The 22,406-nt window shown below is 49.4% G+C and carries 20 protein-coding genes; 12 read left to right on the top strand and 8 right to left on the bottom strand.

The features are described 5' to 3' along the window. Nucleotides 1-201 precede the first annotated feature (201 nt). The 11 genes from rfbA to FP815_04475 all read left to right on the top strand — a co-directional run bounded on the left by rfbA (nt 202) and on the right by FP815_04475 (nt 11,700). Nucleotides 202-1,113, top strand: a complete 912-nt coding sequence (gene rfbA, locus FP815_04525) for a glucose-1-phosphate thymidylyltransferase RfbA (protein MBA3014203.1) — start codon at nt 202-204, stop codon at nt 1,111-1,113. Beyond that, entirely contained in the window at nt 1,110-1,658 is a 549-nt protein-coding gene (gene rfbC / locus FP815_04520) for a dTDP-4-dehydrorhamnose 3,5-epimerase (GenBank protein ID MBA3014202.1), read from the top strand. The genes rfbA and rfbC overlap by 4 nt, the downstream gene beginning before the upstream one ends. Beyond that, the gene (gene rfbD / locus FP815_04515) at nt 1,651-2,541 is read left to right on the top strand and encodes a dTDP-4-dehydrorhamnose reductase (GenBank protein MBA3014201.1); all 891 of its coding nucleotides are present in this window, start codon (nt 1,651-1,653) and stop codon (nt 2,539-2,541) included. Before rfbC ends, rfbD begins: the two co-directional genes overlap by 8 nt. 80 nt (nt 2,542-2,621) lie before the next feature. Next, on the top strand, nt 2,622-3,728 hold the full coding sequence (gene rfbB, locus FP815_04510) for a dTDP-glucose 4,6-dehydratase (protein MBA3014200.1): 1,107 nt from the start codon (nt 2,622-2,624) through the stop codon (nt 3,726-3,728). Nucleotides 3,729-4,067: 339 nt separating this feature from the next. Continuing rightward, nucleotides 4,068-4,382: a helix-turn-helix domain-containing protein gene (locus tag FP815_04505; GenBank protein MBA3014199.1), complete on the top strand. Its 315-nt coding sequence runs from the start codon at nt 4,068-4,070 to the stop codon at nt 4,380-4,382. After that, on the top strand, nt 4,204-5,592 hold the full coding sequence (locus FP815_04500; GenBank protein MBA3014198.1) for a type II toxin-antitoxin system HipA family toxin: 1,389 nt from the start codon (nt 4,204-4,206) through the stop codon (nt 5,590-5,592). The genes FP815_04505 and FP815_04500 overlap by 179 nt, the downstream gene beginning before the upstream one ends. A gap of 205 nt (nt 5,593-5,797) precedes the next feature. Then, nucleotides 5,798-6,805 (top strand): glycosyltransferase family 2 protein, encoded by a 1,008-nt coding sequence (locus FP815_04495; GenBank protein ID MBA3014197.1) that lies wholly within the window; start codon nt 5,798-5,800, stop codon nt 6,803-6,805. A 76-nt stretch (nt 6,806-6,881) separates the two neighbouring features. Further along, nucleotides 6,882-8,402, top strand: coding sequence for a radical SAM protein (locus FP815_04490; GenBank protein ID MBA3014196.1), 1,521 nt, complete (start codon nt 6,882-6,884; stop codon nt 8,400-8,402). Nucleotides 8,403-8,405: 3 nt separating this feature from the next. Further along, nucleotides 8,406-9,662, top strand: coding sequence for a glycosyltransferase family 4 protein (locus tag FP815_04485; protein MBA3014195.1), 1,257 nt, complete (start codon nt 8,406-8,408; stop codon nt 9,660-9,662). After that, entirely contained in the window at nt 9,647-10,819 is a 1,173-nt protein-coding gene (locus FP815_04480; protein ID MBA3014194.1) for a glycosyltransferase family 4 protein, read from the top strand. Before FP815_04485 ends, FP815_04480 begins: the two co-directional genes overlap by 16 nt. Then, nucleotides 10,807-11,700, top strand: coding sequence for a glycosyltransferase family 2 protein (locus FP815_04475; protein ID MBA3014193.1), 894 nt, complete (start codon nt 10,807-10,809; stop codon nt 11,698-11,700). The genes FP815_04480 and FP815_04475 overlap by 13 nt, the downstream gene beginning before the upstream one ends. On the opposite strand, the gene FP815_04470 is transcribed toward FP815_04475, so the two are convergent. The 8 genes from FP815_04470 to FP815_04435 all read right to left on the bottom strand — a co-directional run bounded on the left by FP815_04470 (nt 11,679) and on the right by FP815_04435 (nt 22,033). Continuing rightward, nucleotides 11,679-12,488: an ABC transporter permease gene (locus tag FP815_04470; GenBank protein ID MBA3014192.1), complete on the bottom strand. Its 810-nt coding sequence runs from the start codon at nt 12,486-12,488 to the stop codon at nt 11,679-11,681. The two genes, FP815_04475 and FP815_04470, sit on opposite strands and share 22 nt — an antisense overlap. A 323-nt stretch (nt 12,489-12,811) precedes the next feature. Further along, nucleotides 12,812-13,948 carry a hypothetical protein gene (locus FP815_04465; protein MBA3014191.1) on the bottom strand — a complete coding sequence of 379 codons (1,137 nt, stop codon included), beginning with the start codon at nt 13,946-13,948 and terminating at the stop codon, nt 12,812-12,814. Continuing rightward, nucleotides 13,948-15,387, bottom strand: a complete 1,440-nt coding sequence (locus tag FP815_04460; GenBank protein ID MBA3014190.1) for an MBOAT family protein — start codon at nt 15,385-15,387, stop codon at nt 13,948-13,950. Before FP815_04460 ends, FP815_04465 begins: the two co-directional genes overlap by 1 nt. Before the next feature lie 170 nt (nt 15,388-15,557). Then, nucleotides 15,558-16,631, bottom strand: coding sequence for an acyltransferase (locus FP815_04455; protein MBA3014189.1), 1,074 nt, complete (start codon nt 16,629-16,631; stop codon nt 15,558-15,560). 62 nt (nt 16,632-16,693) lie between these two features. Then, nucleotides 16,694-17,869 carry a radical SAM protein gene (locus FP815_04450; protein MBA3014188.1) on the bottom strand — a complete coding sequence of 392 codons (1,176 nt, stop codon included), beginning with the start codon at nt 17,867-17,869 and terminating at the stop codon, nt 16,694-16,696. Then, the gene (locus FP815_04445; GenBank protein ID MBA3014187.1) at nt 17,859-19,961 is read right to left on the bottom strand and encodes a glycosyltransferase; all 2,103 of its coding nucleotides are present in this window, start codon (nt 19,959-19,961) and stop codon (nt 17,859-17,861) included. Before FP815_04445 ends, FP815_04450 begins: the two co-directional genes overlap by 11 nt. Beyond that, on the bottom strand, nt 19,948-20,349 hold the full coding sequence (locus FP815_04440) for a hypothetical protein (protein ID MBA3014186.1): 402 nt from the start codon (nt 20,347-20,349) through the stop codon (nt 19,948-19,950). Before FP815_04440 ends, FP815_04445 begins: the two co-directional genes overlap by 14 nt. 70 nt (nt 20,350-20,419) lie before the next feature. Then, a complete protein-coding gene (locus FP815_04435) occupies nt 20,420-22,033 on the bottom strand; it encodes a glycosyltransferase (GenBank protein ID MBA3014185.1) in 1,614 nt (537 codons plus the stop codon). Nucleotides 22,034-22,133: 100 nt separating this feature from the next. Between FP815_04435 and FP815_04430 the strand changes: the two genes are divergently transcribed. Beyond that, on the top strand, nt 22,134-22,406 hold a 273-nt coding region (locus FP815_04430), incomplete at its 3' end, for a class I SAM-dependent methyltransferase (GenBank protein ID MBA3014184.1).

The raw sequence follows: 22,406 nt of genomic DNA, 5'->3' as shown, positions 1-22,406 counted from the left end.
AATTTCCCTACCAGCCCCCCTGAGTCACAAAGTACCACCCTTGTTTCTTTGTCATATTCTTAATGCCATGAGCCATTTGATTTGCTATGATTTATCCATTCATAGGAACTCGTTATTACTTCAATAACCAGCTTAGTGATGCTATTCTTGATAAAAAACGTGCTGGGCCTACTGTAACTCACTAAAAAACAGGTATCACCCATGAAAGGAATCATCCTCGCCGGTGGCTCAGGCACCCGGCTCTACCCTCTGACCAAATCGGTCAGCAAGCAGTTGATGCCGATCTACGACAAACCGATGATCTACTATCCGCTCGCTATCCTGATGCTGGCTGGTATCCGTGAAGTCCTGATCATCACCACCCCGGAAGACAACGCCCAGTTCAAGAAACTCCTTGGCGACGGCAGCCAGTGGGGAATCGATATCCAGTACGCCATCCAGCCTGAACCGGGCGGCCTGGCCCAGGCCTTTCTGATCGGTGAGGAATTTATCGGCACGAGCACTGTCTGCCTGATCCTGGGCGATAATATCTTCTATGGCCACGGCTTTTCCGAGATCCTGCAAGAAAACGCCAAACTGACCCGTGGAGCAACGGTCTACGGCTATTATGTCAAAGATCCTGAACGATACGGCGTGGTCAGCTTTGATGAGCAGGGACGGGTAACCTCCATTGAGGAGAAACCGGAACACCCCAGATCCAACTACGCGGTTACCGGTCTCTACTTTTACGACAACGATGTCGTCTCCATTGCCAAACAGATCAAGCCATCACCCCGCGGCGAACTGGAGATCACCGACATCAACAATGCCTATCTCAAGCGTGGCGACTTGACTGTAGTCCGACTGGGGCGCGGTTCCGCCTGGCTGGACACCGGCACTCATGCTTCACTGCTCGACGCCGCCAACTTCATCAAGGTTGTGGAAGACCGCCAAGGGCTTAAGCTCGCCTGCCTCGAAGAGATCGCCTATCGCATGGGCTACATCGACCGAAAACAGTTGGCCAGCTTAGCCGAACCACTGAAAAAAAACGGCTACGGCCAATACCTGCTCAGAATTATTGATGAAGACTCTGTTCAATCCCCGCTGCCTTCGGACGGGGAGACACGCCAATGAAGTTTTTGCCGACCCGGATCCCAGACGTAATCGTAATTGAGCCCAAGGTCTTCGGCGACCACCGCGGTTTTTTCATGGAGACCTGGCAGCAGCAAGTCTTTACCGAGGCAGGCATCTCGCACCCATTTGTCCAGGACAACCACAGCCGCTCAAGCCAAGGAATCCTCCGCGGCCTGCACTATCAAATCAAACACCCCCAAGGCAAGTTGGTCCGAGTAATCAGCGGCGAAGTATTTGACGTGGCCGTGGACATCCGAAAAAACTCCCCGACCTTTGGCCAATGGGTGGGGGAAACATTATCCGCCGACAACCGCAAAATGCTCTGGGTGCCCCCCGGATTCGCGCACGGATTTTACGTAATGAGCGAATCCGCCGAGTTCCTCTACAAATGCACCGACTTCTACACTCCGCCCCACGAACGTACCATCCTTTGGAACGACCCGGCGCTTGGGATCAACTGGCCCCTGGTGAATGGCGCGGCCCCAGTGCTCTCCACCAAAGATGCAGAGGGGGTCTTGTTCACCGAGGCCGAAATTTATGACTAAAATCAGCGGAGAAGCTCTCCCAAAAAAAATCATGCTTACCGGCGCCGGCGGCCAGTTGGGCTGGGAACTGCAACGCACGATGCCGCCTGGGGTGCTCCTCACCCCTCTATCTTCGGCAGACCTTGACATCACCGACTCACGTAAAGTAGCTGCTGCAATCGCAACCCTTGCCCCGGACGTAATCATCAACGCTGCCGCTTATACCGCGGTCGACAAGGCAGAAGAAGATTCGGCGCGGGCCTTCCAGGTCAACAGTGAGGGGCCGGAGTTTCTGGCCCAAGTAGCCCACGAGAGAGGAATTCACCTTATCCATATCTCCACTGACTTCATCTTCGACGGCCAAAAATCATCACCCTATCTGCCCAATGACCCGCCCAATCCCATCGGTGTCTATGGCCAAAGCAAGCGCCTCGGCGAATCGAAGATCATGGCAATTACAGGGGGGGAGAACACGACGATCATCCGCACGGCCTGGGTCTATTCCAGCCACGGACACAACTTTGTCAAGACCATGCTCCGTCTCTTGCAGGAACGAGATTCGGTCTCGATCATTGCCGATCAAATCGGCACCCCCACCTGGGCTCACGACTTGGCTCTGGCAATATGGTCTGTAGCGATTGAGGGGATCAACGGCGTCCATCACTGGACCCATGCCGGGGTAGCCTCCTGGTATGATTTCAGTGTGGCAATCATGGAAGAGGCCTTGGCCTTACATCTCATCACCACCCAGCCAACAGTTCGGGCCATCAACACCAGCGACTACCCCCTTCCGGCCCAACGCCCTCCCTACTCGGTGCTCGATAAGACCAGTCTGTGGACAGCCTTGGGTTGGCAGCCAAGCCACTGGCGGGTGGCGCTGAGAAAGATGCTTAAGGAATTGTAAGACCTTTGTCGGGTTACGCTACGCTAACCCGACCTACCATATTACAATACGTTATATTTACCCCCCAATAAGGTACGCTCATGCCCTCATCCCATATCCTTGTTACCGGTGGAGCCGGTTTTATTGGCGCAAACTTTGTTCACTACTGGCTGGCAACCCACCCAACCGACCGGGTGATGGTGCTGGATGCACTGACCTATGCCGGGAACCTCGCAAATCTTACCCCTGCCGAGGAAAACCCTAACTATCGTTTTGTCCACGGCAATATCCTTGATCTTGAGCTGGCAACGCGCCTGCTCAAAGAAGAGGAAATCAACACCATCGTCCATTTTGCCGCCGAATCCCATGTCGACCGCTCCATCCACGGGCCCGATGCCTTTATCGAGACCAACGTCATCGGCACCCACACTCTACTCAAGGCAGCAAAGTCGGTATGGCTTGACAACGGCTCCGGCTGTGACCACCGATTTCACCACGTCTCTACCGACGAGGTTTACGGCTCCCTCGGATCTTACGATCCGGCCTTTACCGAAACAACAGCCTATGCCCCTAACTCACCCTACTCGGCCAGCAAGGCGAGCTCCGACCACTTGGTCCGCGCCTACCATCACACCTATGGCCTAAATATCTCCACCAGTAACTGCTCAAACAATTATGGCCCCTATCAATTCCCCGAAAAACTGATTCCGCTGGTGACCGTCAACATCCTCCACGGTAAACCCCTGCCGATCTACGGCGACGGCTTGAATATCCGAGACTGGCTCTATGTGGATGACCATTGCCGGGGAATCGACCTGGTGCTGAACAAGGGCAGGATCGGTGAGGTCTACAATATCGGCGGCAATAACGAATGGACCAACATCGACATCGTCCGCCTGATCTGTCGCTTGGTAGATGAGGCCTTTGCCACAAATCAGGATCTCCCCGGCAGATTTCCCTCAGCCCCGGCCAGTCAGGGAAACTCAGCAGAATCATTGATTACTTTTGTCAAAGATCGCTTAGGCCACGACCGCCGCTACGCCATCGATGCCGCCAAATGCCGCGCCGAATTAGGTTACGAACCCCGGGAATCCTTTGAGACCGGCATCCGCAAGACCATCGCCTGGATGTTCGACCATGAGTCATGGTGGCGGGCCGTGATGGACGGCTCCTACCGGGAGTGGCTGGATCGACAGTATGGCGACTGATTAATGATGGCGTCGCAAAAAGTCCGATCTACTGCGTCCCCGTCCAACACCAGCGGGGATTGAACTGAATTGCGTGGCGGTTTTGCTCGTTCGGCATACCATCTGTATGGCCTCACTCACAAAACACACCCCGCGCCTCGGAGTCTCTCTTCGATCGCTTACCTGTATATCGGCCCTTTTGCTTAGCCATCCCCGGACTTTTTGCGAGATTGTCATTAATAACATAACGATTATTCAAAACCGTCACATCACCCTTTACATTTTTCAAACCCTGGGCCATAATAATCACATATGAGCGCTTAAAGGTATTTTACTGTTCAAATATGAGGAGTTTTTCCTGTGGTCCTTTCTCATGAGATGCAGTCCAGACTTCACCAAATCGGCAATAATCTGCAAATTGCTCGAAAACGACGGAAAAAGAGTGTCAAACAAGCTGCGGAGATGATGGGCACATCGGTATCCTCAGTGCGCCGAATTGAGGCAGGAGACCCGTCAGTCAGATTCGAGACCTATCTTGCCGCGCTTGAAGTTTACCAACTTAACTACACCTTACGCTTTGCTGATCCAGAAGACGACCACATCGGCCAAGCCCTGGAAAAGCAGCGGCTCCCGCATCGGGTCCGTGAAAAAAAGGAAAAGCGTCTTGACTTCTAATGTCTTCGAGAGGATCGTTTTTATCGATCTTCCGGAAGAAAAAGAATCGGTTCCTGCCGGACTGTTTACCTTGGATATCGAGCTTGGTGTGGGCTCTTTCCAATACGGACGACGCTACGTCCAACGCCCGAACGCCATTGCCATCGATCCGATCAATCTGCCCCTGACCGGCAATAAGTACATTACCCGGATAAACGGCGGCATCTTTGGCATCCTTCGTGATGTCCTCCCAGACAGCTGGGGCAAGTACATCATGGCTAAACACCTTGGCCTGCCCTTCGGGACCTTGAAGGATTATGAGTTTATCGATCTGATTTCCACCAATGCAGTAGGGGCGATCTCCTTTGGTGCGACCCCGGAAAAAGCCACGACCATGGAAGAAGAGGCCATTTCCTTATCCGATCTAGCCAAGGTGGCCACGATTATTGACCAGGCCCTCGACGACCAGGAACTGCCCCCGGAAATCCTGCACCTGCTCCGTCAGGGGACTTCTCTTGGCGGCGCGCAACCGAAATGCACGGTGACCATTGATAACGAAGAGTGGATCGCCAAATTTGAGAGCAGTAAGACCGCGGTAAAATATCCAGGCATTGAATACGCCACCATGACCCTGGCCAAAAAAGCAGGGATCAAGGTCCCGGAGATCCGCCTTGAGTCAGTAGCAGGACGATCAATCTACCTGATCAAGCGTTTCGACCGGGAGCGTGGACGACGCCTACCATTCATGAGCGCCTTTGCCCTGAGCAATCTCGATCTTGATGAACTTGAACGCGGCTCATATCCTGAGATCGCCAGCCACATGCGTAAATTTGTCAGCCACGTCCAGGAAGATCACCATCAACTTTTTCGAAGGATGGTCTTCAATATATTTGTCAGAAACGAGGACGACCATCTCCGCAATCACGGATTCATCTATCACAATGACTGGCGGCTCTCTCCGGCGTACGATATCGTACCGATTCCTGCCCGCAGGAGAGCACAGGATACCTTCCACCTGGCGTTAAACATCGGAGATCAGGGCTCGATGGCGTCGGCAAAAAATCTCCTCAGCCAGTGTGAACGGTTCAGCTTGAGCCAGGAACAGGCTCATGAGATTATCGACCAGATCGAAAATACCGTCCAGGATTGGGAGTCAGAGATGACTCAAGCAGCGGTAAGTAAAAGTGACCAAGAAGCGATCCGCTGGTGTTTTGAGGGCTTCAGGAGATGAATCGCCTCTTGATTGGTGAACGGGGAGTAAACCGAATGAAGACGAACCAAAATTTCTTCCCCAGTGGCGTCGCATCTCCTTGCAATGGCTGTCAAGGCACCAGACAACGAGACTGCCAACTATTAGCTACAATTTCCCTTCCTTGGCAATCGATACCCGCCAGGACAGAGGGCTACAACAACTTCAAACGCTCAGGCACGCCATCATGAAACTCATCGTCCAGATCCCCTGCCTCAATGAAGAACATACCCTGCCTCAGACTGTGGCCGATATTCCTCGCCAGATCGAGGGCATCGACCAGGTCGAGATCCTGATTATCGATGACGGCAGCACCGACCGCACCGTCGAGGTAGCCCGAGAGATCGGCGTGGATCATATCGTCTGCAACCTCAACAATAAGGGGCTTGCCGCCTCCTTCCGCATCGGCCTTGATGCCTGCCTGCGCCTAGGGGCGGATATCATCGTCAATACTGATGGAGATAACCAGTACCAGGGCAAAGACATCGCCAAGCTGGTCGCCCCAATTGTCAATGGCACAGCCGACATTGTCATCGGCGACCGCCAGACCGACACCATCCCCCACTTTGACCTCCACAAGAAACTGTTACAGAAATTCGGCAGCGCCATTGTCCGCATCCTCTCCGGAGCCAACATCCCGGACGCTGTCAGCGGCTTCCGGGCCTTCTCCCGCGACGCCGCCATGCAGCTCAATATCCTGACCCATTACTCCTACACGGTGGAGACCATCCTCCAGGCCGGTAAACGCAATCTGGCGGTAGCCAGCGTAGGCATTGGCACCAACCCCAAAACCCGCGAATCAAGATTGGTTAAAAACATTCCGAGCTTCGTCATCAACCAGTTCAACACTATGACCCGCATGTACGCCATGCACCAGCCGCTGCGATACTTTTTCATCATGAGTCTGATCATTATGGTGGGCGGATTAGTGCCAATGGTTAGATACTTTTTCTTTTACATTAAAGGACTTGGTGATGGTCACATCCAATCTTTGATCCTGGGGAGTGTTCTCCTTATGATTGGCTTTCAAGTTCTAGTTATGGGTTTTATTGGTGATGTCATCTCTTTTAATCGCCGCCTGATAGAAGAGGCCTTGATCAGAATTAAACGGATTGAAATTGACCATCTGGGCAAAGGCACCCAAGTTAGTCAGCTCAAAACTCATTTCCAATCGCACAAAACCAAGAGCCACTAAATCCTTAACCCATGACATCACAAGTTATAAGGGGTTTTGAAATTATCCCAACCATCAAACCCGCTAGGGGCCTATAATGATTTTCCCATCAGACCACGAGTCAATTCAGGACAGACGCCGGCAAACAGCCCAAGAAGATATGTACCCTTGGGAACAAAAAACCACGGTGCCACTGAAGATATTACTTATCAATCCTCCTGCCACCGTTGCCTACGGTAGCTTCAAGGCCGCAGCCAAGGCCGCAGCATCTCCTCAAATGCCCTTGGGCATTCTTTACATTGCGGGAGTCCTCCGGGCCACTGGTCATTACGTTGAAGTTATCGACTGCGACATTGATGGATTTGATGCCTTTTCGATCGTTGATGAAATCATTAGCAGAAAACCTGATATTGTAGGATTAACAGCCACAACACCTATTATCTCTTCCGCTTTTGAAATTATCCACCAAGTAAAACAAAAAACTAACATAATCACATGGTTAGGTGGGTACCATATCACTGCCCTCCCGGTACAAACCATGCATCAATCCATGGTTGATTATGGTTTCTACGGAGAAGCAGAAGCCACAGTCGTGGAACTCGCAAATCTTCTCGCAGTCTCGATCAGCGATCCAGACTTCGAGCAACTGAAAGTCATCAACGGTCTCCTCTTTCGACACCAGGGAGAAGTCATCATTAACCCCAAACGTGCACTGATCAAAGATCTCGACCGTATCCCATTCCCCGCACGCGACCTCTTACGCAACGAAAAATATATTTGGAGCGTTCCCCAAAAAGGCTTTGTTCCAGTCACTGCTATCACTACACAAAGAGGATGCCCATTCCAATGCATCTTCTGCGGAGCGCAAACCATGTTCCCAGGAATGCGTTACCACAGCATTGCACGAATCATCGACGAACTCACCTACATAACAAAGAATCTTGGCATCAAACATCTCCATTTCCAAGATGACACTCTAACTATCAACAGAGAAAAGATCCTGGAAATGGTAAATGCCATCAAAAAAAACAACATCATATTTACCTGGGAAGGCTATACCCGAGCGAACGCTCTGGACGAAGAATTGCTCATTGAAATGAAAAAAATAGGTCTAAACCGCCTCTCCTTCGGTGTAGAGACCGGAAACGAACAAATTCTAAAAGCAATAAAAAAAGGAATTCCAAAGGAAGCCTACCATACTGCTTACAAACTTTGCAGCAAGCATGACATTGAGACTCGTTGCTCTATAATAATCGGTCACCCTTACGAGACCAAGAAAACCGTTCGAGAAACAATTGAGTTCGCATGCGAGCTCGAATGTTACCAAGCATATATTAATATCGCAACGCCGTACCCTGGGAGCGAGTTACTGGAATTAGCGCGTCAAGGCTTTGGCGGAATCAAACTGCTCACCGAAGATTGGGCAGAATATCGACGCTATGGCAACTCCGTAATGGAAATGAACGATCTCACCGCAGATGACCTCGTAACCCTACAGAAATGGGCCTATCGAAAATTTTATCTCCGACCAAAAATCATCTGGTACAATGTGCGTCGAGCAGGACTTAAAGCAGCCGTCCTTAACGGAGTTGCATTTTTCCAGAGCGTAATCCGGTAAACAGTGAAAGACCCCACTAAACGCCGACATATTCTATGTGTTGCCTCTAACTTTCCCAGATGGAAAGGGGACAGTACCACTCCATTCGTCTTGCACCTTGCCCAAGACCTACAGAAATTAGGGTGGGAAATTACAGTGTTAGCTCCGCATGCTCCTGGAACACAATCCAACGAAACTTTGGATGGGGTGCGTATCAAACGATTTCGGTACCTCTGGCCAGAACGCCTCGAGACTGTTTGTTACCATGGTGGTATGCTTGTCAATCTGCGAAACAATCCTTTCGATTATATTAAGATCTTTCCTTTTCTACTATTAGAGACATTCAACATCATTCGAGAACTGCTGACACAACAATATAGTTTACTCCACACCCACTGCCTTCTTCCTCAAGGATTTACGGGGGTCATTGCCAACCTCATTTGTAAAATACCCCACATCACGACAATTCACGGTAGTGATATTTTTGCACTCCGCAACCCGCTTTTTCTTTTATGTAAGCGCTTCACCCTCAAACATGTTGATGCCACAACAGTTAACAGTTCCGTTGCTGAACACGCTACCCAAGAACTTTTAAGTAAACCCCTCCGGATTCTTCGGCGGATCCCCATGGGAGTTGCACAAACTCTGGCAGTCCCTCGCAGTACATCTGCCAAACTACGTAATCGCTACCGGCGTGGCAATGGCCCCCTAATCATTTTTGTGGGACGATTGGTCATGGAAAAAGGAGTTGATGATCTCCTCAAGGCAATTGGCTTGCTCATCCCAAAACTCCCAGACATCACCGCTATTATTATCGGCGAAGGGCAAGACAAACTTCTCTTCAGCAGTCTCGCAGAAAAACTCGGTATTGCCAATCAGGTTTCATTTCCTGGTTGGGTCACAGCAGAAGAACTTCCCTCTTGGTACCAGGCCGCTGATATCTTCGTAGGCCCATCCAAGCGCTCACCTGAAGGCTGGATTGAAGCACAAGGTCTCACCTTCATCGAAGCATTAATGGCTGGCATTCCTGTAATTGCAACTCGTTCTGGAGGAATCATTGACTCCATCCACCACGAAGAAACAGGGCTTCTTGTTAATGAAAACGCACCGGAAGAGATTGCAGCAGCAATGGAAAGAATCCACACCGACAAAAACCTTACCCAACAACTAATAACAAAAGGCAAAACTCTTGCCGCAAATAACTTCTCTCGCCAATCGTCCGCCGCATCATTTTCCGCTCTTTTTGACGAAGTTTTAAAAAATCGATGTCCCACGCCCTGATCCTCGCCCACATGAAAAATACCCGCTACATTCATGGCGGGGCTATCTACCGGGAGTCAATCAGGAACATGCTCACTCGCAACGATCCGTCACTGATTGTAGACGAAATCTTTGTCCACCCCCAGCACAGCCGGATCTGGCGGCAATGGCGTCAGGTTTTCGACATTGTGGCGTCCCAGTTTTCCAAGTACCCGGCCAAAGTCAACCATTTCCGGACCCGGCGCTTCCGGTTCAGGGTACTTGCCGCCTTGTCGGTACAGTCGTATTCCCTCTTTGTGATCAACGGCGCTGAAATGCTGTGGACACTTGAGCTTCTGCCGCCGAAGGCCAGAATTCTTTTCATCTCGCACAACATCGAACACCGCCTCTACGAACAGCAGGTTGCACGCTACGACAACGTTCTCTGGCTGGGGCGGCTGCTGCGGGCCGACGCCGAAAAATTCAAAAATTTTGAGATCGACCACATCAGACAGGTGAACAAGATCGTCACCATCGCTGATGATGACCGAAAAATCCTGAGCCGATTCGCTCCCAGCGCCAGCATATCTACCATCCTCCCCTCCTTCGATTACAAACCACACCCAAGGCTGATCACTCCCCTCGACGAAGAATCTTCAGAAATGAGCACTCAGAGACCGAGTCAAACCAGGCCGCTACGCCTTGGTTTTCTTGGTAATCTCGAGTGGTGGCCCAATAGCCGCAGCCTGCAGTGGTTTCTTGACGAAGTCTGGCCACACATCGGTAATAATATCGAACTACACCTCTACGGGCAGGGCAGTGCTGTGATGCACGATGATTCACGCATTATCGGACACGGCTTTGTCCGTGACTTAGACCAGGTATGGCAAGAGGTGGACCTGATGATCCAACCAATCAGCTGTGGGGCCGGGATCAACATCAAGGTAGCGGAATCACTTTATAATCGGATGCCGATTATTGCCACGCCACTGGCTGTCCGCGGGATTTCACTCCACGATGACCCTGCCATCAAAATTCTTGCTGAGGCCCATGAGTGGATTAACTACTTGAATGGCCCGGAACCCGCCAAGCACGCACTATTAACGGCTCGCCAGGAAAATGCCGACCTCTTCTGCATGGCAAAAAATTCCGCGACCCTTCAACAACTCCTGAAGGGTGATACCTCATGGCCGCAATAGGAGTCGTCAGCGTCAACTTCATGGCGCACGATATGCTTAATCGCTGCCTGACAAGCCTCAAGCAGCACTGCAAAAATGATCTTCATTTTATCGTAGTTGACAACAGTCCTATTCCCGAAACCGACCTTATCACCAAAGATCACCCGGAGATCACGGCCATAGTTCCCCGCGCCAACACCGGCTTCGCCGGGGGATGCAACCTAGGAATATCCCAGGCCATGGAGCAAGAGCTTGACTATATCCTCCTCCTGAACCCGGACACCTGGACAGAACATGACTTCATCGACATCCTGCTGAAGGAACTGGAAAATGATCCACTCTTAGGCATGGTAGGACCCAAGATCCTGCGCGATAACGGTCAAGGAGATGCAGTATGGTATGGAGGGGCGCGAATGAACTGGTGGAAGGGCGGACCGAGTCAGGTAATGGACTCCCGCCACGATGGAGATGGGCCTGCGCTTGCAGTGCCGTGCCTTTCTGGTTGCGCCATGCTAATCAAAGCACAGGCAATCCGTGAGGTGGGCATGATGGATGAACGATACTTCCTCTATTACGAGGATACAGATTATTGCCAGCGTTTCATCGAAAAGGGCTTTACCCTGGCCTATGTCCCGGCAGCCAGACTGATCCATGAGGTCTCGTCAACTGTCGGATTTCAGAGCCGGAACTATGTCTATTACTTCTCCAGAAACCGAGTCTGGTTCATGCGCCGCTGGGCCACGTGGTATCAATATCTTGTCTTCATGGCCTTCAATACCCTGATCAAACTGCCGGGCGCAGTGATTGTCTTTGGGATGCTACGTCGCCGCCCGGAACTGATATCAGCTTATTGGAAGGGATATTGGGAGGGACTGCTCGATTACAAGATATCGGCAAAATGAGGTCTTAGTTTTTTGAAGGCCAGGATACCGGATAAAAGGGCAAGCCACGCCACCCCCCAGAAATAGAGAGTGTTAACCGGATGCTCCCAAAACGGCACATGGTAGAGAAAACTGTCCCGGTAGCCTTGAACAATATAAAACATCGGGTTGAGACAGAGATAGACCTGATACTCTGGAGGCACCATGGTTTTCTCCCAGAATATCGGGGTCAACCAGAAGCCGAAGGTAATGAAAATCTGAATGACGTTAGCGATATCCTTAACAAAGACCCCAAGCGCCGAAAACAGCCAACTGAGTCCCAGAAGTAAAAAAAGCAGTGAAAACATATAGTAGAAAGTCTGCAACCAGTACCAACTGGGCTTAACACCGCTTGCCCAAATGATCCCCATGACAATCATAAGAAATATGCCATGGATGATGATAGCAGAGTTAATCTTGACAATGGGCAGGATAGCAATCCGGAATTTAACCTTCTTAACCAGAAATGAATAGGCCCTGATCACCCCAGCAGAAGCACCAACAGCATCAGAGAAGAAATTATACGCCACCTGCCCGGTGAAGAGGTAGGCCACAAAAGGAATGTCGCCACTGGGTTGAACTTTCAATCCCAGGCTGAACACCGCCCACATGATACTCATCATGGCCAAGGGCTCAAGGAAAGCCCACATCATCCCGAGAAAAGATCCCGAATAGCGGTCCTTAAAATCTCGACGAGTGAGGTCGTAAATTTGCTTGCGGCGTTCGTAGACCTCACCGATGAACTCTAAGCCTTCGCGTGCTAAACCCATCTCTTCTCTCTTCTATCTCAACGGCTATGAAAACTGTGACTGACAACGACTAAAAGACCCAACCCGCGCCCCTTCCGTGCCAAGAGCAATTAAGGAATCCAGGACCTGCCCCCCAGCAACCATAATATTATCCTCATTAACAATGATTTAGCAGGGCAGACTATTGTTGTCAATGTCATTACCTCAAGGATCTCCTTACCCCCTGATCAATCTACGAAAAGCACTACCATCCGACAAAGACCCTGCCCCCTTACACATCTCGCCACAATCTAAAGAAATCGGACTTATCAACATCTCCCCCCGGAAAACCCTTGACGGTCCCATCAATCAAAATCGGCAAGCCGTTCGAGAACCTCTTCGATTACCAAGTCGGGCCAGAAACCTCCGCGTAGGATTGGAAGAAGGAGGTTAGGGCTCATCTTATTCCAGATATAAAGGCTCTCTTTAAAACTCTCCCCCAAATAGGGTACCATGTCCGAACCAAATGAGTCCCTGAAAACCACGACCCGCCCTTCTCCTTCTGGATTTGAATAACCAAAAGGTTGGCGCTCTGGAGGTTGACTGTTGTCAATCATTCCCTGTAGCAGAGGATCAAACTCCGTATCTCTGGCCCCTTTATGGGAGAGAACAGACACCAGCGGCATCTTTTCCCGAAAATACCAGTTCAGTACAAGAAAATTGGCTAAATCATATTCCCTTAATGGGCCAATGTCGTATCGGACCGCATTAATATCGAGGATGGGGACGGTTGGCAACCACTGGCGGGCAGCCTTCATCACCTCCCTGTACCCCTGAAAGGCACCGCGTTGGTTCCAGTGGGTATCGGCTTTAAAATACAGAAGACCCGTTGACTTAGCCCCTTGCAGGGAGTCTCGGAGATCAATAAAAGGAACACGACCTGAGACTTTCAGTGCCTCAACAATTTGGTCAAGTCTGGTTTTCGCCTTGACCCTGGCAAATCGGTCAGGAAGATATTCCGGGTAGATGGTGTGCTTACTCGGAACCAGGACAAGGAGGTAGGGAATTTTCACCTGATCAAGAAGCTCAACTCGATTTTCCAGAGCCCGCACCGTCTTCAGCAAATCCGTATCAGTCAAGGGATGGAGTCCACGATAATCGGCAAGTTGCTGCTCCGCATCGTAATAAAGCCATCCCTCTTTGCCGAGAACGACATCGGGATGAGAACTTACGCCAAGGGCCAAGACCTTACTCGCACTGCGCCAAGCGATCAACTGTCGGCGAAAGGCGAAATTATCGTTAAAGAACCGCAAGAAGGCGGCAGAAAACCTAGCCACATCCTGCCATGAGTTAGGCAGTGCCGGCATCTCCGCGAGGACACGCCTCTCCTGTTCAGCCATCTTCTTGTCCTGTTGAAAAAATAACCCACTCACCGGGACTAACAGCAAACCTATAACGAAGATACAAAAAAGGGTATTTTTATTTTTTTGCCCCATGTCCATCAGAACTGAAAATAAATGAATGGATGATGGCCACCGGCAGCAATCTCCATCAAACCAGCAACCAAAATAAGGATAAGCACTCCGTCGACAGCCATAGTACCCCCCAGTGCCAAGCCCCAACCATTCATCCATCTCATCCCCATTCCACCCTTTCGGGTTATGGCACGCCACCAGGGGAAAGAAAACATGACACCAACTGCGATGGCCATTCCGAGTTCAATGTTCATAAAAAACCCGGGAGGATAGGCTGATAGCATGGTTGACCCAGACGGCCAGAACATACAGCGAAGATAGAGAAAGGCCTCTGACATATTTTCCATTCGAAACAAAACCCAAGAAGCCATCAAGACTGCCAGGACATAACTATGTTGAAGAAGGCGAGAGCCGCGGGCCAGCAATTGTTCAAGACCTATACGCTCCGCCACCATACACATGCCATGCAGCCCACCCCATATCAGAAAATTCCAACTTGCCCCATGCCAGAGCCCACAAAGAACAAAAACCAGGATCAGATTCAAGTGGGTGCGTATCGTGCTACCACGGCTTCCTCCCAAGGGGATATAAAGATAGTCTCGGAACCAGGAAGAGAGGGTAATGTGCCAACGCCGCCAAAAATCTCGGATGGATGAGGCGGCGTATGGGTAGTTAAAATTCTCCGGAAACTGAAACCCGAACAGCATGCCAATACCGATCGCCATATCGGTGTATCCGGAAAAATCATAATAAATCTGCAGGCTATAGAGGAAAGCTCCAAACCAGGCAGTTGACAGACCCAACTGATCTACTGGCAAGGAAAAAATCCGATCAACAACACCAGCAAACAAGTTTGCAAGCAGCATTTTTTTACCTAATCCCTTTATGAATCGACGCAACCCTCTGGCAAAGAGCTCAACTGTGATGTGACAACTAAGCAATTGACCGGCGATCTCGCCGTAACGGATAATTGGTCCGGCAATGAGGTGGGGGAAGATGGCTAAATAAAGGCCAAAGCGAAAGAGATTTCGATCAAATTTAATTGTGTTGCGATAAAGATCGATCAAATAAGAGATGGCCTGGAAGGTAAAGAAAGAGACACCTAATGGTTGATGAATCCCAGGGAGAGTATACTCCTGAGCAACAAATGGCATAAATCGGCCAAGTGACTCCCAAAAAAAGTCAGCATACTTATAAAATCCAAGCAACAGGAGATTCCCCCCTGTCCCCAAGGATAACGAAAATATCCGGCACCGGGTTCCTCCCTGGCTGAGGACAAAACCAACTCCATAGTTCCAGAGGATAGAAACGATTAGCACAGGAAGACCCTGGATATCGTTTAGGCCATAAAAAAGAAGGCTCGCCAGCAACAAGGAAGGATTAGCAAGTCGTTTGCCGAGGATGAGAACCAGCACCAGGCTGAACGGCAAAAAGAGAGAGAGAAAAGGAAGCGAGGCAAAGGTCATAGTTTCAATACAACACCTTGATTTGCCTTCGTTCGTTATTCATCAGAAGACAGGCGGAATAAGTTTTTCATGCAACTTGAGTCATAAGGCCGACAGCGTGGCAATAGGATGGTTTTCTTAAATAACTTATTGAGAAGAAGAAAAATTATCAAAAGAAAAAGCCTCGGTCACTACCGGGGAACCAATACTCCACGCAAGCGATTGGCCCAGATTGCCAGCACAGTCGGTACCCCAATACCAGCACAGAGATAAACCAGCCAAAAACGTTGGGGATCGTATACATAATAAAACTCGCGGGAGAGAATCTGGAGAGACTCGCCGTGCCAGGCGAGGAACATGATATTTAAAAGGTGAAACACGAATAAATGGCAGGCAAGTACATGTAGGCTCTGTTCGCCGATAGAAATTAACCATCCATCTCTCGCTTGGTCGCTATGAGCCAGCCGTGTGGAAACAAAAATGACAAACGTAATCCCACACAGAGAGGTAAGTAGAGACGAAGGAATTGATGGATAATTATTCATGGCCGTTGAAAAATTGGCAGCATAATGGGTAATGCAATATATCTGCACAGCAATGGCAAGAACCATGATCCTCGAGTCGCGCAAACATGCCAAATTGGCAACCTCTCTGAATCGCCCTCCAAGATAGAAAAAGAACAACCCTATCAGATTTTTTGCTATCACCATATTGAGGTAATGATTGAAGAACTTGGACTCGGGTGCAAGTCTCCCGTACTCCATACCAACCACAGCAAGGGTGCAAAAGAAAAAAAATCGCAACGGTTCCCTTACTAAGAAACGCTCCAACATCCGAGCTATAAAGAGATAGGCCAGACCAACCAAGAAAAGAGAGCAAAGGAACCACCCCGGTGCAAACAACATGTATTGGTGCCCGGAGATAAACGGCTCGACGAATAGCATCCTAGCGACATTCCATCGTTGGGATTCAAATGATATCCCTGGCCAGACTTTACATCCTGCCGTGATAGACGCAAAGATGATGTTATAAGCAAAATAAGGCAATAATAAAGAACGTATTCGGCACCTAATAAAAATGATGGGGTACCCCAGATAAGTACTAGGATTAAAAACTAATCCCGAGAGAAAATAAAAAAGTGGAATGTGAAAGGTATAGGGAAGAAACGGAAAGAAACCGATGCCGGGTATATGGCCGGCAACCACAAACAAAATGCCTATGGCCTTAGCGACTGAGACCATCCTTCGATCAACAGGGGGATTCATCTACTTTCTAATGAGAAGATTATATAGTACAATTTTTCCCTTTTGTCCCCTTGCACAGCCCATCAGGTAGCCGGTGAAACTTTTCCCTGCACCTTGGCCCGTAATTCCGCCAATGTTGTGAAAGGACGGTTGATACAAGTCTTGCATTGGGGAGGAGGGGTATTATTAAGAATATCATTCCGTAATTTATGATATTTTTCACCGAACCATATTTCTTCAAACTGTTGTTTTGACAGGTTCCCCATGTTCTCTTCGATGACACAACAGGGTCTTATCCTCCCGCTCTGCATGACAAAAAAGAAGTCCCATGGGTCCGTGCAATCTCTAATCAATTCGGTATCGCCGTCGTGCGGTTTTGGTTTGGGTAACAGTCCTTTGAATATCGATTTAATTTTATTCCTAAGTGGACTTCTCTTTTTCTCGCCTCCCGGTTCATGCTGTTGGACCAGACCTATTTGATCAAGATATATTTTGGGAACATATAATTTCACACCACACTCATCTGCCGTTTTAAGCGCATTGGGAATATAGGCAGCCAAATCGCTCGACTGGAGGGCCTCGCCACTGACAGAATCATACTCCGCCAGTGGCAGAACAGTAATGGTCTCAACCTTTAGATCAACGGCTAAACGAATTAAGCCTTTAAGTTCACCGATATTGCCCTTCATCCCGACAAAATTAAATCGTACTGCCGGAAGCATCGTATTATATTTTTCTTTAAAAGCATTGAGGGCTTTGAGGTTAGCGATCAGCTCATCTAATTTCCCACCGCGCGAGATACTGGCATAGCTTTCCGCTGTAGCGGCATGGATCGAGACAATAATTTCATCCATTTTATTCCGAACAATGGACTCTACAATCTCCTTCCCCATCAACAAGGCGTTTGTGGTGATGCCGACATAGGCCCCATGCTGTTTGACCTTTTCTAATACTGGCAAAAAATGAGGGCTGAGCAACGACTCGCCATGCCCATTCAAGTCAATCCGCTTAATCTTTGACATGACCTTCGATAGATTGTCAAAGGCATCGAGACTTAAATCACCATACCATTCTCCTCCCTTTTGGATGCGAGGGTCTTGGTTAATCGCACACATCAAGCAACGCAAATTACACCGCGTTGTCAATTCAAGGATAAGATAGGATGGCCAAAATTGGGTTTGATTTTTGATGCCGGGCATAGTTTTGTCTCCAAGGACATTATTCTCTATTACGTTTCCCCATCCGCTATCATAGGACATCTTGCCCTAAGAGTACGGCCACCATCTCACCAAGAATCATCTCAACCCCATCCTTGAATACATCACAATCAAAAAGGTGACTTCGCTCAAAGGCCCGCTGAGCGAGCCGTTGTCGTAAATCTGGATCATTAACACAACGTAGGGTAAATTCCTGTAGTTCGTCGACGTTAGAAAAGCGGAATCCACATTCCCCCTGCTCAACAATCTCACGCTGCCCCCCCCCGTCTATCACGATGGGTACGCAATAATTCTGCATCGATTCCACCGTGGTCATGCCAAAATGCTCTACCTTTTCCGGTCGAGACTCCTCGAGTCCGCAGGCGTGCCAGAAAATAGCTGCCTGACGGTAAGCATCCCGGGTCTCCTCAACCGTAGCGTTAGGCCTGACTTCAATCGGACATTCAGCCTTATCCACCGCATCACGTATCAACTCGAGATAATGATTATCTGGAAAACTGCCGCCGATCAACACAAATTTCCAGCCATCCATAGCCTCTAGGTTTTTACGATACATCTCGGCATAGGCCTTGACCAGTTCGTATTGTTTCTTGCTGCCGCTCACTTCAAACCGCGAGACTGAGAGAATAATTTTCTCTTTCTTCACCGGGGAGCTGGCTGGGTTATACATGTTCACTGGGGGATAGAGCTTGTGAGTCGCTATCATCCCCCACCTCTTTTCCAGCCAGTACCCAGTGTAATCGCCGTTAGTAATCAGCTGATCATACTTATCCACCTGAAAAAATGGTGCTTTGGGCTGATCAGGGAAATGACAGACAAAGAGTGAGGTCAGGGAAAGAGGGTTGACCTTGCCCAGCATATTGGCATTGATGAAAATATCATAAGACAGGCTGTCCTCTGCAATAAGATCAAACACATTGTACGACTCACCCAGGACCATGCCTTCGTCCGGCACAAACCGCTCCCGCTTCTCGAAGAACGGAATTTTGATGACCTTTAAGGCACATCGGGAGAGATCAAGGCCAAACCATTCCATGTAACTCGCCAAATCCATATCCTTGTTGGCGATATAAGTCACATCATACCGATCCTGCATGATGGCGGCCATTTCAGCGACATATCGTTGACCACCACCAGCGAAATGACAGGCATGATCATAAATACCAACCCTGATCTTGCGCAACCCCAGCAACAATTCCAGGTGAGAGAAAAAATTATGGGCGCTTACTGCGCCCATAACCTCAACCAGTGATTTTTTCAATGCCTCAAGCACCGCAAGAACCACAGCCGTCGGCTGACAGACACATAACCGCTGCATGGCATGAAGCAGGCTCCGATAGAGGAGATCCATATGCCCTTTTTTATAAAAATGCGAAGAGATAATACTATCGGCTAAGCGTTGAGGATAATGTTTAGCAATAAACAAAAACCGATTTCTGGTACAGAGATACTCGCACAGCTCCTGAGAAGATGATCCGTGATACCGATGGTGCATAACACTCGTTGGCGCACACCAGAGCTGCCAGCCTTTGGCCCGGCAACGGAGGCTGTAGTCCACATCCTCCATAAACATGATGAACTCCTCATCCCACAGACCAACATCATCTAGGCACTCCCGCTTCAAGAGCATCGAACCGCCGGTGATAAAATCAACTTGGCGTGGGCGATCATACTGTCCGTTGTCGACCTCCTCAAAGCCAATGTCCTTGAAATAGAATTGCTCAATCTCGGCCACGCCAACACTGTTTATCTTCAGCCCATCGCTGAAGAGGATCTTACTTTGCACCGCTCCGATTCTGGCGTCACTTTTCGCGATATCCACCAGTCCTTTGATCCAACCAGCCTTCACCTGGGCATCGTTATTGGAAATCAGGATAAAATCACTCAATGCCTCACGAATTGCTAGATTCAGCGCCCGGGTGTAATTATTGCTGTCATTGCCTAACACCCGGATAGCAGGATAATGCGCCCTGATCCATGCCGGGGAATCATCAGAAGAGCCATTATCAACAACGATGATTTCAAGCTCAAGACCGCTACGGTCTGCGGCAAGAATGGAATCAAAGTAGTCGCGAAGAAAAGGCTTGCTGTTGTAGGTAACGGTGATGACCGTTACGGTATCATTGATCGTCATGGCTCAGTCTGCCTTTGATTGCACTGGAACTGCGGAGTTCCTCTTTAATCCGGAAAATAGCCTGACCGATGGCAGTCCGATCCATTTCCGGAGCCAAGCCAGGAACAACTCGTAATTGGGTTGGCCTCGGGCTTGGCGGCAGCACTTTACGTCTATTGACAAAGGCAGAGTCCGGAACCTTCGGCACCTTGCCCTCCTGGACACCACGCGCCGCTTCGGCATTGGCCTGATGAATGGTATACCGACCGGACAGCCACATAAGTTCGTTAGCCACGTTGCGCCACACCCCGCGAAAGCCCTTAGTCTTCAGCACCCACCAAGCATTCCGTCCCTTATTGCGAAAGTAACGCCAGAGGCTAAGGGCGGGAGAAATTGATTGTTCATCCATGACGATCCATCCAAAACTCATGATATTGAAATATGCTTTGCCGAACCCATCTACACCAATAGAACATCAATCACGCCCGATAAATTTCGAGCAGATGGGCAATATGACTCTCCCAGGTAAAATTCGCCTGGGCATAGGCTTGTGCCTTAACTGCAATGGAACGATTTGCAGCATCATCAGTCAACAAACGGACAACTGCATCCGCAAATGCCTCCGGGGTATCGGCAACTATTACAGCCTCGCCATCTTGGTAGTTCAATCCGAGATTGCCGATAGTGGTACTCACCGAAGGACGTCCAGCGATAGAATACTGATTGAGCTTACCGCGGATCCCGGCCCCAGAAATTAAAGGCAGTACGCAAACCTTGCCCTTCATAATGTATGGGGTAATATCATCTACCCGACCGGTATAGACAACCGACGCATCGCCACAGGTTAACTCCTGCAAGACACTGATATCACCCGCGCCAACCACCAAAAAGCGACATGAGGGAACCCTCTTTTTGACCTCGGGATGTACATAGCGCAAATACCACTTCATCCCATCAATATTAGGAAAATGATTAAAATATCCCAAGAACACAACCGTGTCGGCATCAGGCACAACATCCTGACACGCCTCAATTCGGCTAAGCACCTGAGAAGGCGACAGACAGGTCGGGACAAGCTCTGGCCTGATACCGCTTACCGCCTCGATAAAGTCGGCGTCCTCCGGAGTCACGGCGATCTGAAAATCAGTATCGCGGGCGCCATTAAACTCCTCGACAGCAAACTCCCAAAACGATTGAACCAATCGCCCCATATTACTGAACTCCTTGTCAGAGATGGCATTACGCAATTTAATCAGATAGCTCTTGGTGATACACTCCATGAAGGTAAACCCAACCTTCCGGCCAAAAGGTCGTACAACATCAACCAACTTGACGCTCAACGGATATTCGCATTGGATAACATCATAGTACCCCGGAGTCCTGCCAATTTCGGCAAGCCAGGGGATGAGCGCTTCTGAGGAAAAGGCCTGCTCTTCCACCAATTTGATTTTACCAAGAAGACCTGCAAGAAGGGTCCGTGAATACTCATCAATCTTGGGTGTATAAATTGAAAATAAATCGATATCGTGATTCCCGCCTAACTCGGAGATAATGTCAAAAAGACGCAGTCCACCTCCGTGGTCAATGCTGGGAAACATCCCGGACACCACCAAAATCTTCATCCGATTCCGATTTTCACTACCTAATGGGTGGTTTTGAGCCGATTGAGGATTTGCAGTACTTTTGAACCTGGCGATTTCATAATCAAGCTGCCACAGCCCTCCCTGACGGAGATAACTTCTGGCAATCTCCATCAGCAGGAGGTGGGAGTATGGCACGATGTCCTGATAGTCATCGCCGGCAATCCGAACAAGTGTTTGCGTAAACGATGGATACACCAAGGAGAACCAACTATGATAAAAAGCGTTATCCTGATTGGCAATGACTTGATTATGATTGACCACGGCCAGATTCCATGAGTCATGAATCAGCCTTATCGCATTATGCTGAAGCTCTTTGGTTTCGCAAACGGCGGAATTTACTGGTTGGATGAATTCATTTAATTTATTATCTACCTTAATATTTAATTTTCTACGGATAGACCAAAGCGGTCCGGTACGAAAAATACTATTCACAATCGATTTCAAACCCATCGTGTAACCTCGGTGGTTGGTATGTAAAACGGTCGATCCAAGGTAGCAGATTTGCACATCAGGGTCAATCGCCTAAAAGCAGCTGACAAAGGAAGAAAAAATGGATTTTACCGGCGAACGATTCATCCCTGGCGCAGGTCTCGACGGCGAACTCGAAATCGAGCACTACCAACGATATCAGGCTGTTCGCGACTTGATCACTAACAAGGTGGTGCTTGATGCCGCATCAGGGGAAGGCTACGGCTCGGAACTCCTGGCCCGTAAAGCCAAGCAGGTCTACGGTCTTGAAATTGATCCCGAGGCCGTGCGCCAAGCCCAAGGTAAATATCAACACCCCAACCTGACTTTTACCCAAGGGACGATTGCTGCCCTG

The organism is Desulfobulbaceae bacterium, assembly GCA_013792005.1.
GTDB lineage: Bacteria > Desulfobacterota > Desulfobulbia > Desulfobulbales > VMSU01 > VMSU01.
The sequence above is the reverse complement of the archived record's forward strand: the minus strand, read 5'-3'. Positions and strand labels throughout refer to the sequence as shown.

What these genes read in the sequence shown, in the direction of transcription:
- FP815_04470 (MBA3014192.1), bottom strand. Translation starts at nt 12,488, where the DNA reads ATGGGTTTAGCACGCGAAGGCTTAGAGTTCATCGGTGAGGTCTACGAA.
- FP815_04465 (MBA3014191.1), bottom strand. Translation starts at nt 13,948, where the DNA reads ATGGACATGGGGCAAAAAAATAAAAATACCCTTTTTTGTATCTTCGTT.
- FP815_04450 (MBA3014188.1), bottom strand. Translation starts at nt 17,869, where the DNA reads ATGTCCTATGATAGCGGATGGGGAAACGTAATAGAGAATAATGTCCTT.
- FP815_04490 (MBA3014196.1), top strand. Translation starts at nt 6,882, where the DNA reads ATGATTTTCCCATCAGACCACGAGTCAATTCAGGACAGACGCCGGCAA.
- FP815_04435 (MBA3014185.1), bottom strand. Translation starts at nt 22,033, where the DNA reads ATGGGTTTGAAATCGATTGTGAATAGTATTTTTCGTACCGGACCGCTT.
- rfbA (MBA3014203.1), top strand. Translation starts at nt 202, where the DNA reads ATGAAAGGAATCATCCTCGCCGGTGGCTCAGGCACCCGGCTCTACCCT.
- FP815_04475 (MBA3014193.1), top strand. Translation starts at nt 10,807, where the DNA reads ATGGCCGCAATAGGAGTCGTCAGCGTCAACTTCATGGCGCACGATATG.
- FP815_04480 (MBA3014194.1), top strand. Translation starts at nt 9,647, where the DNA reads ATGTCCCACGCCCTGATCCTCGCCCACATGAAAAATACCCGCTACATT.
- FP815_04440 (MBA3014186.1), bottom strand. Translation starts at nt 20,349, where the DNA reads ATGGATGAACAATCAATTTCTCCCGCCCTTAGCCTCTGGCGTTACTTT.
- FP815_04460 (MBA3014190.1), bottom strand. Translation starts at nt 15,387, where the DNA reads ATGACCTTTGCCTCGCTTCCTTTTCTCTCTCTCTTTTTGCCGTTCAGC.
- rfbC (MBA3014202.1), top strand. Translation starts at nt 1,110, where the DNA reads ATGAAGTTTTTGCCGACCCGGATCCCAGACGTAATCGTAATTGAGCCC.
- FP815_04495 (MBA3014197.1), top strand. Translation starts at nt 5,798, where the DNA reads ATGAAACTCATCGTCCAGATCCCCTGCCTCAATGAAGAACATACCCTG.
- FP815_04445 (MBA3014187.1), bottom strand. Translation starts at nt 19,961, where the DNA reads ATGACGATCAATGATACCGTAACGGTCATCACCGTTACCTACAACAGC.
- FP815_04455 (MBA3014189.1), bottom strand. Translation starts at nt 16,631, where the DNA reads ATGAATCCCCCTGTTGATCGAAGGATGGTCTCAGTCGCTAAGGCCATA.
- rfbB (MBA3014200.1), top strand. Translation starts at nt 2,622, where the DNA reads ATGCCCTCATCCCATATCCTTGTTACCGGTGGAGCCGGTTTTATTGGC.
- rfbD (MBA3014201.1), top strand. Translation starts at nt 1,651, where the DNA reads ATGACTAAAATCAGCGGAGAAGCTCTCCCAAAAAAAATCATGCTTACC.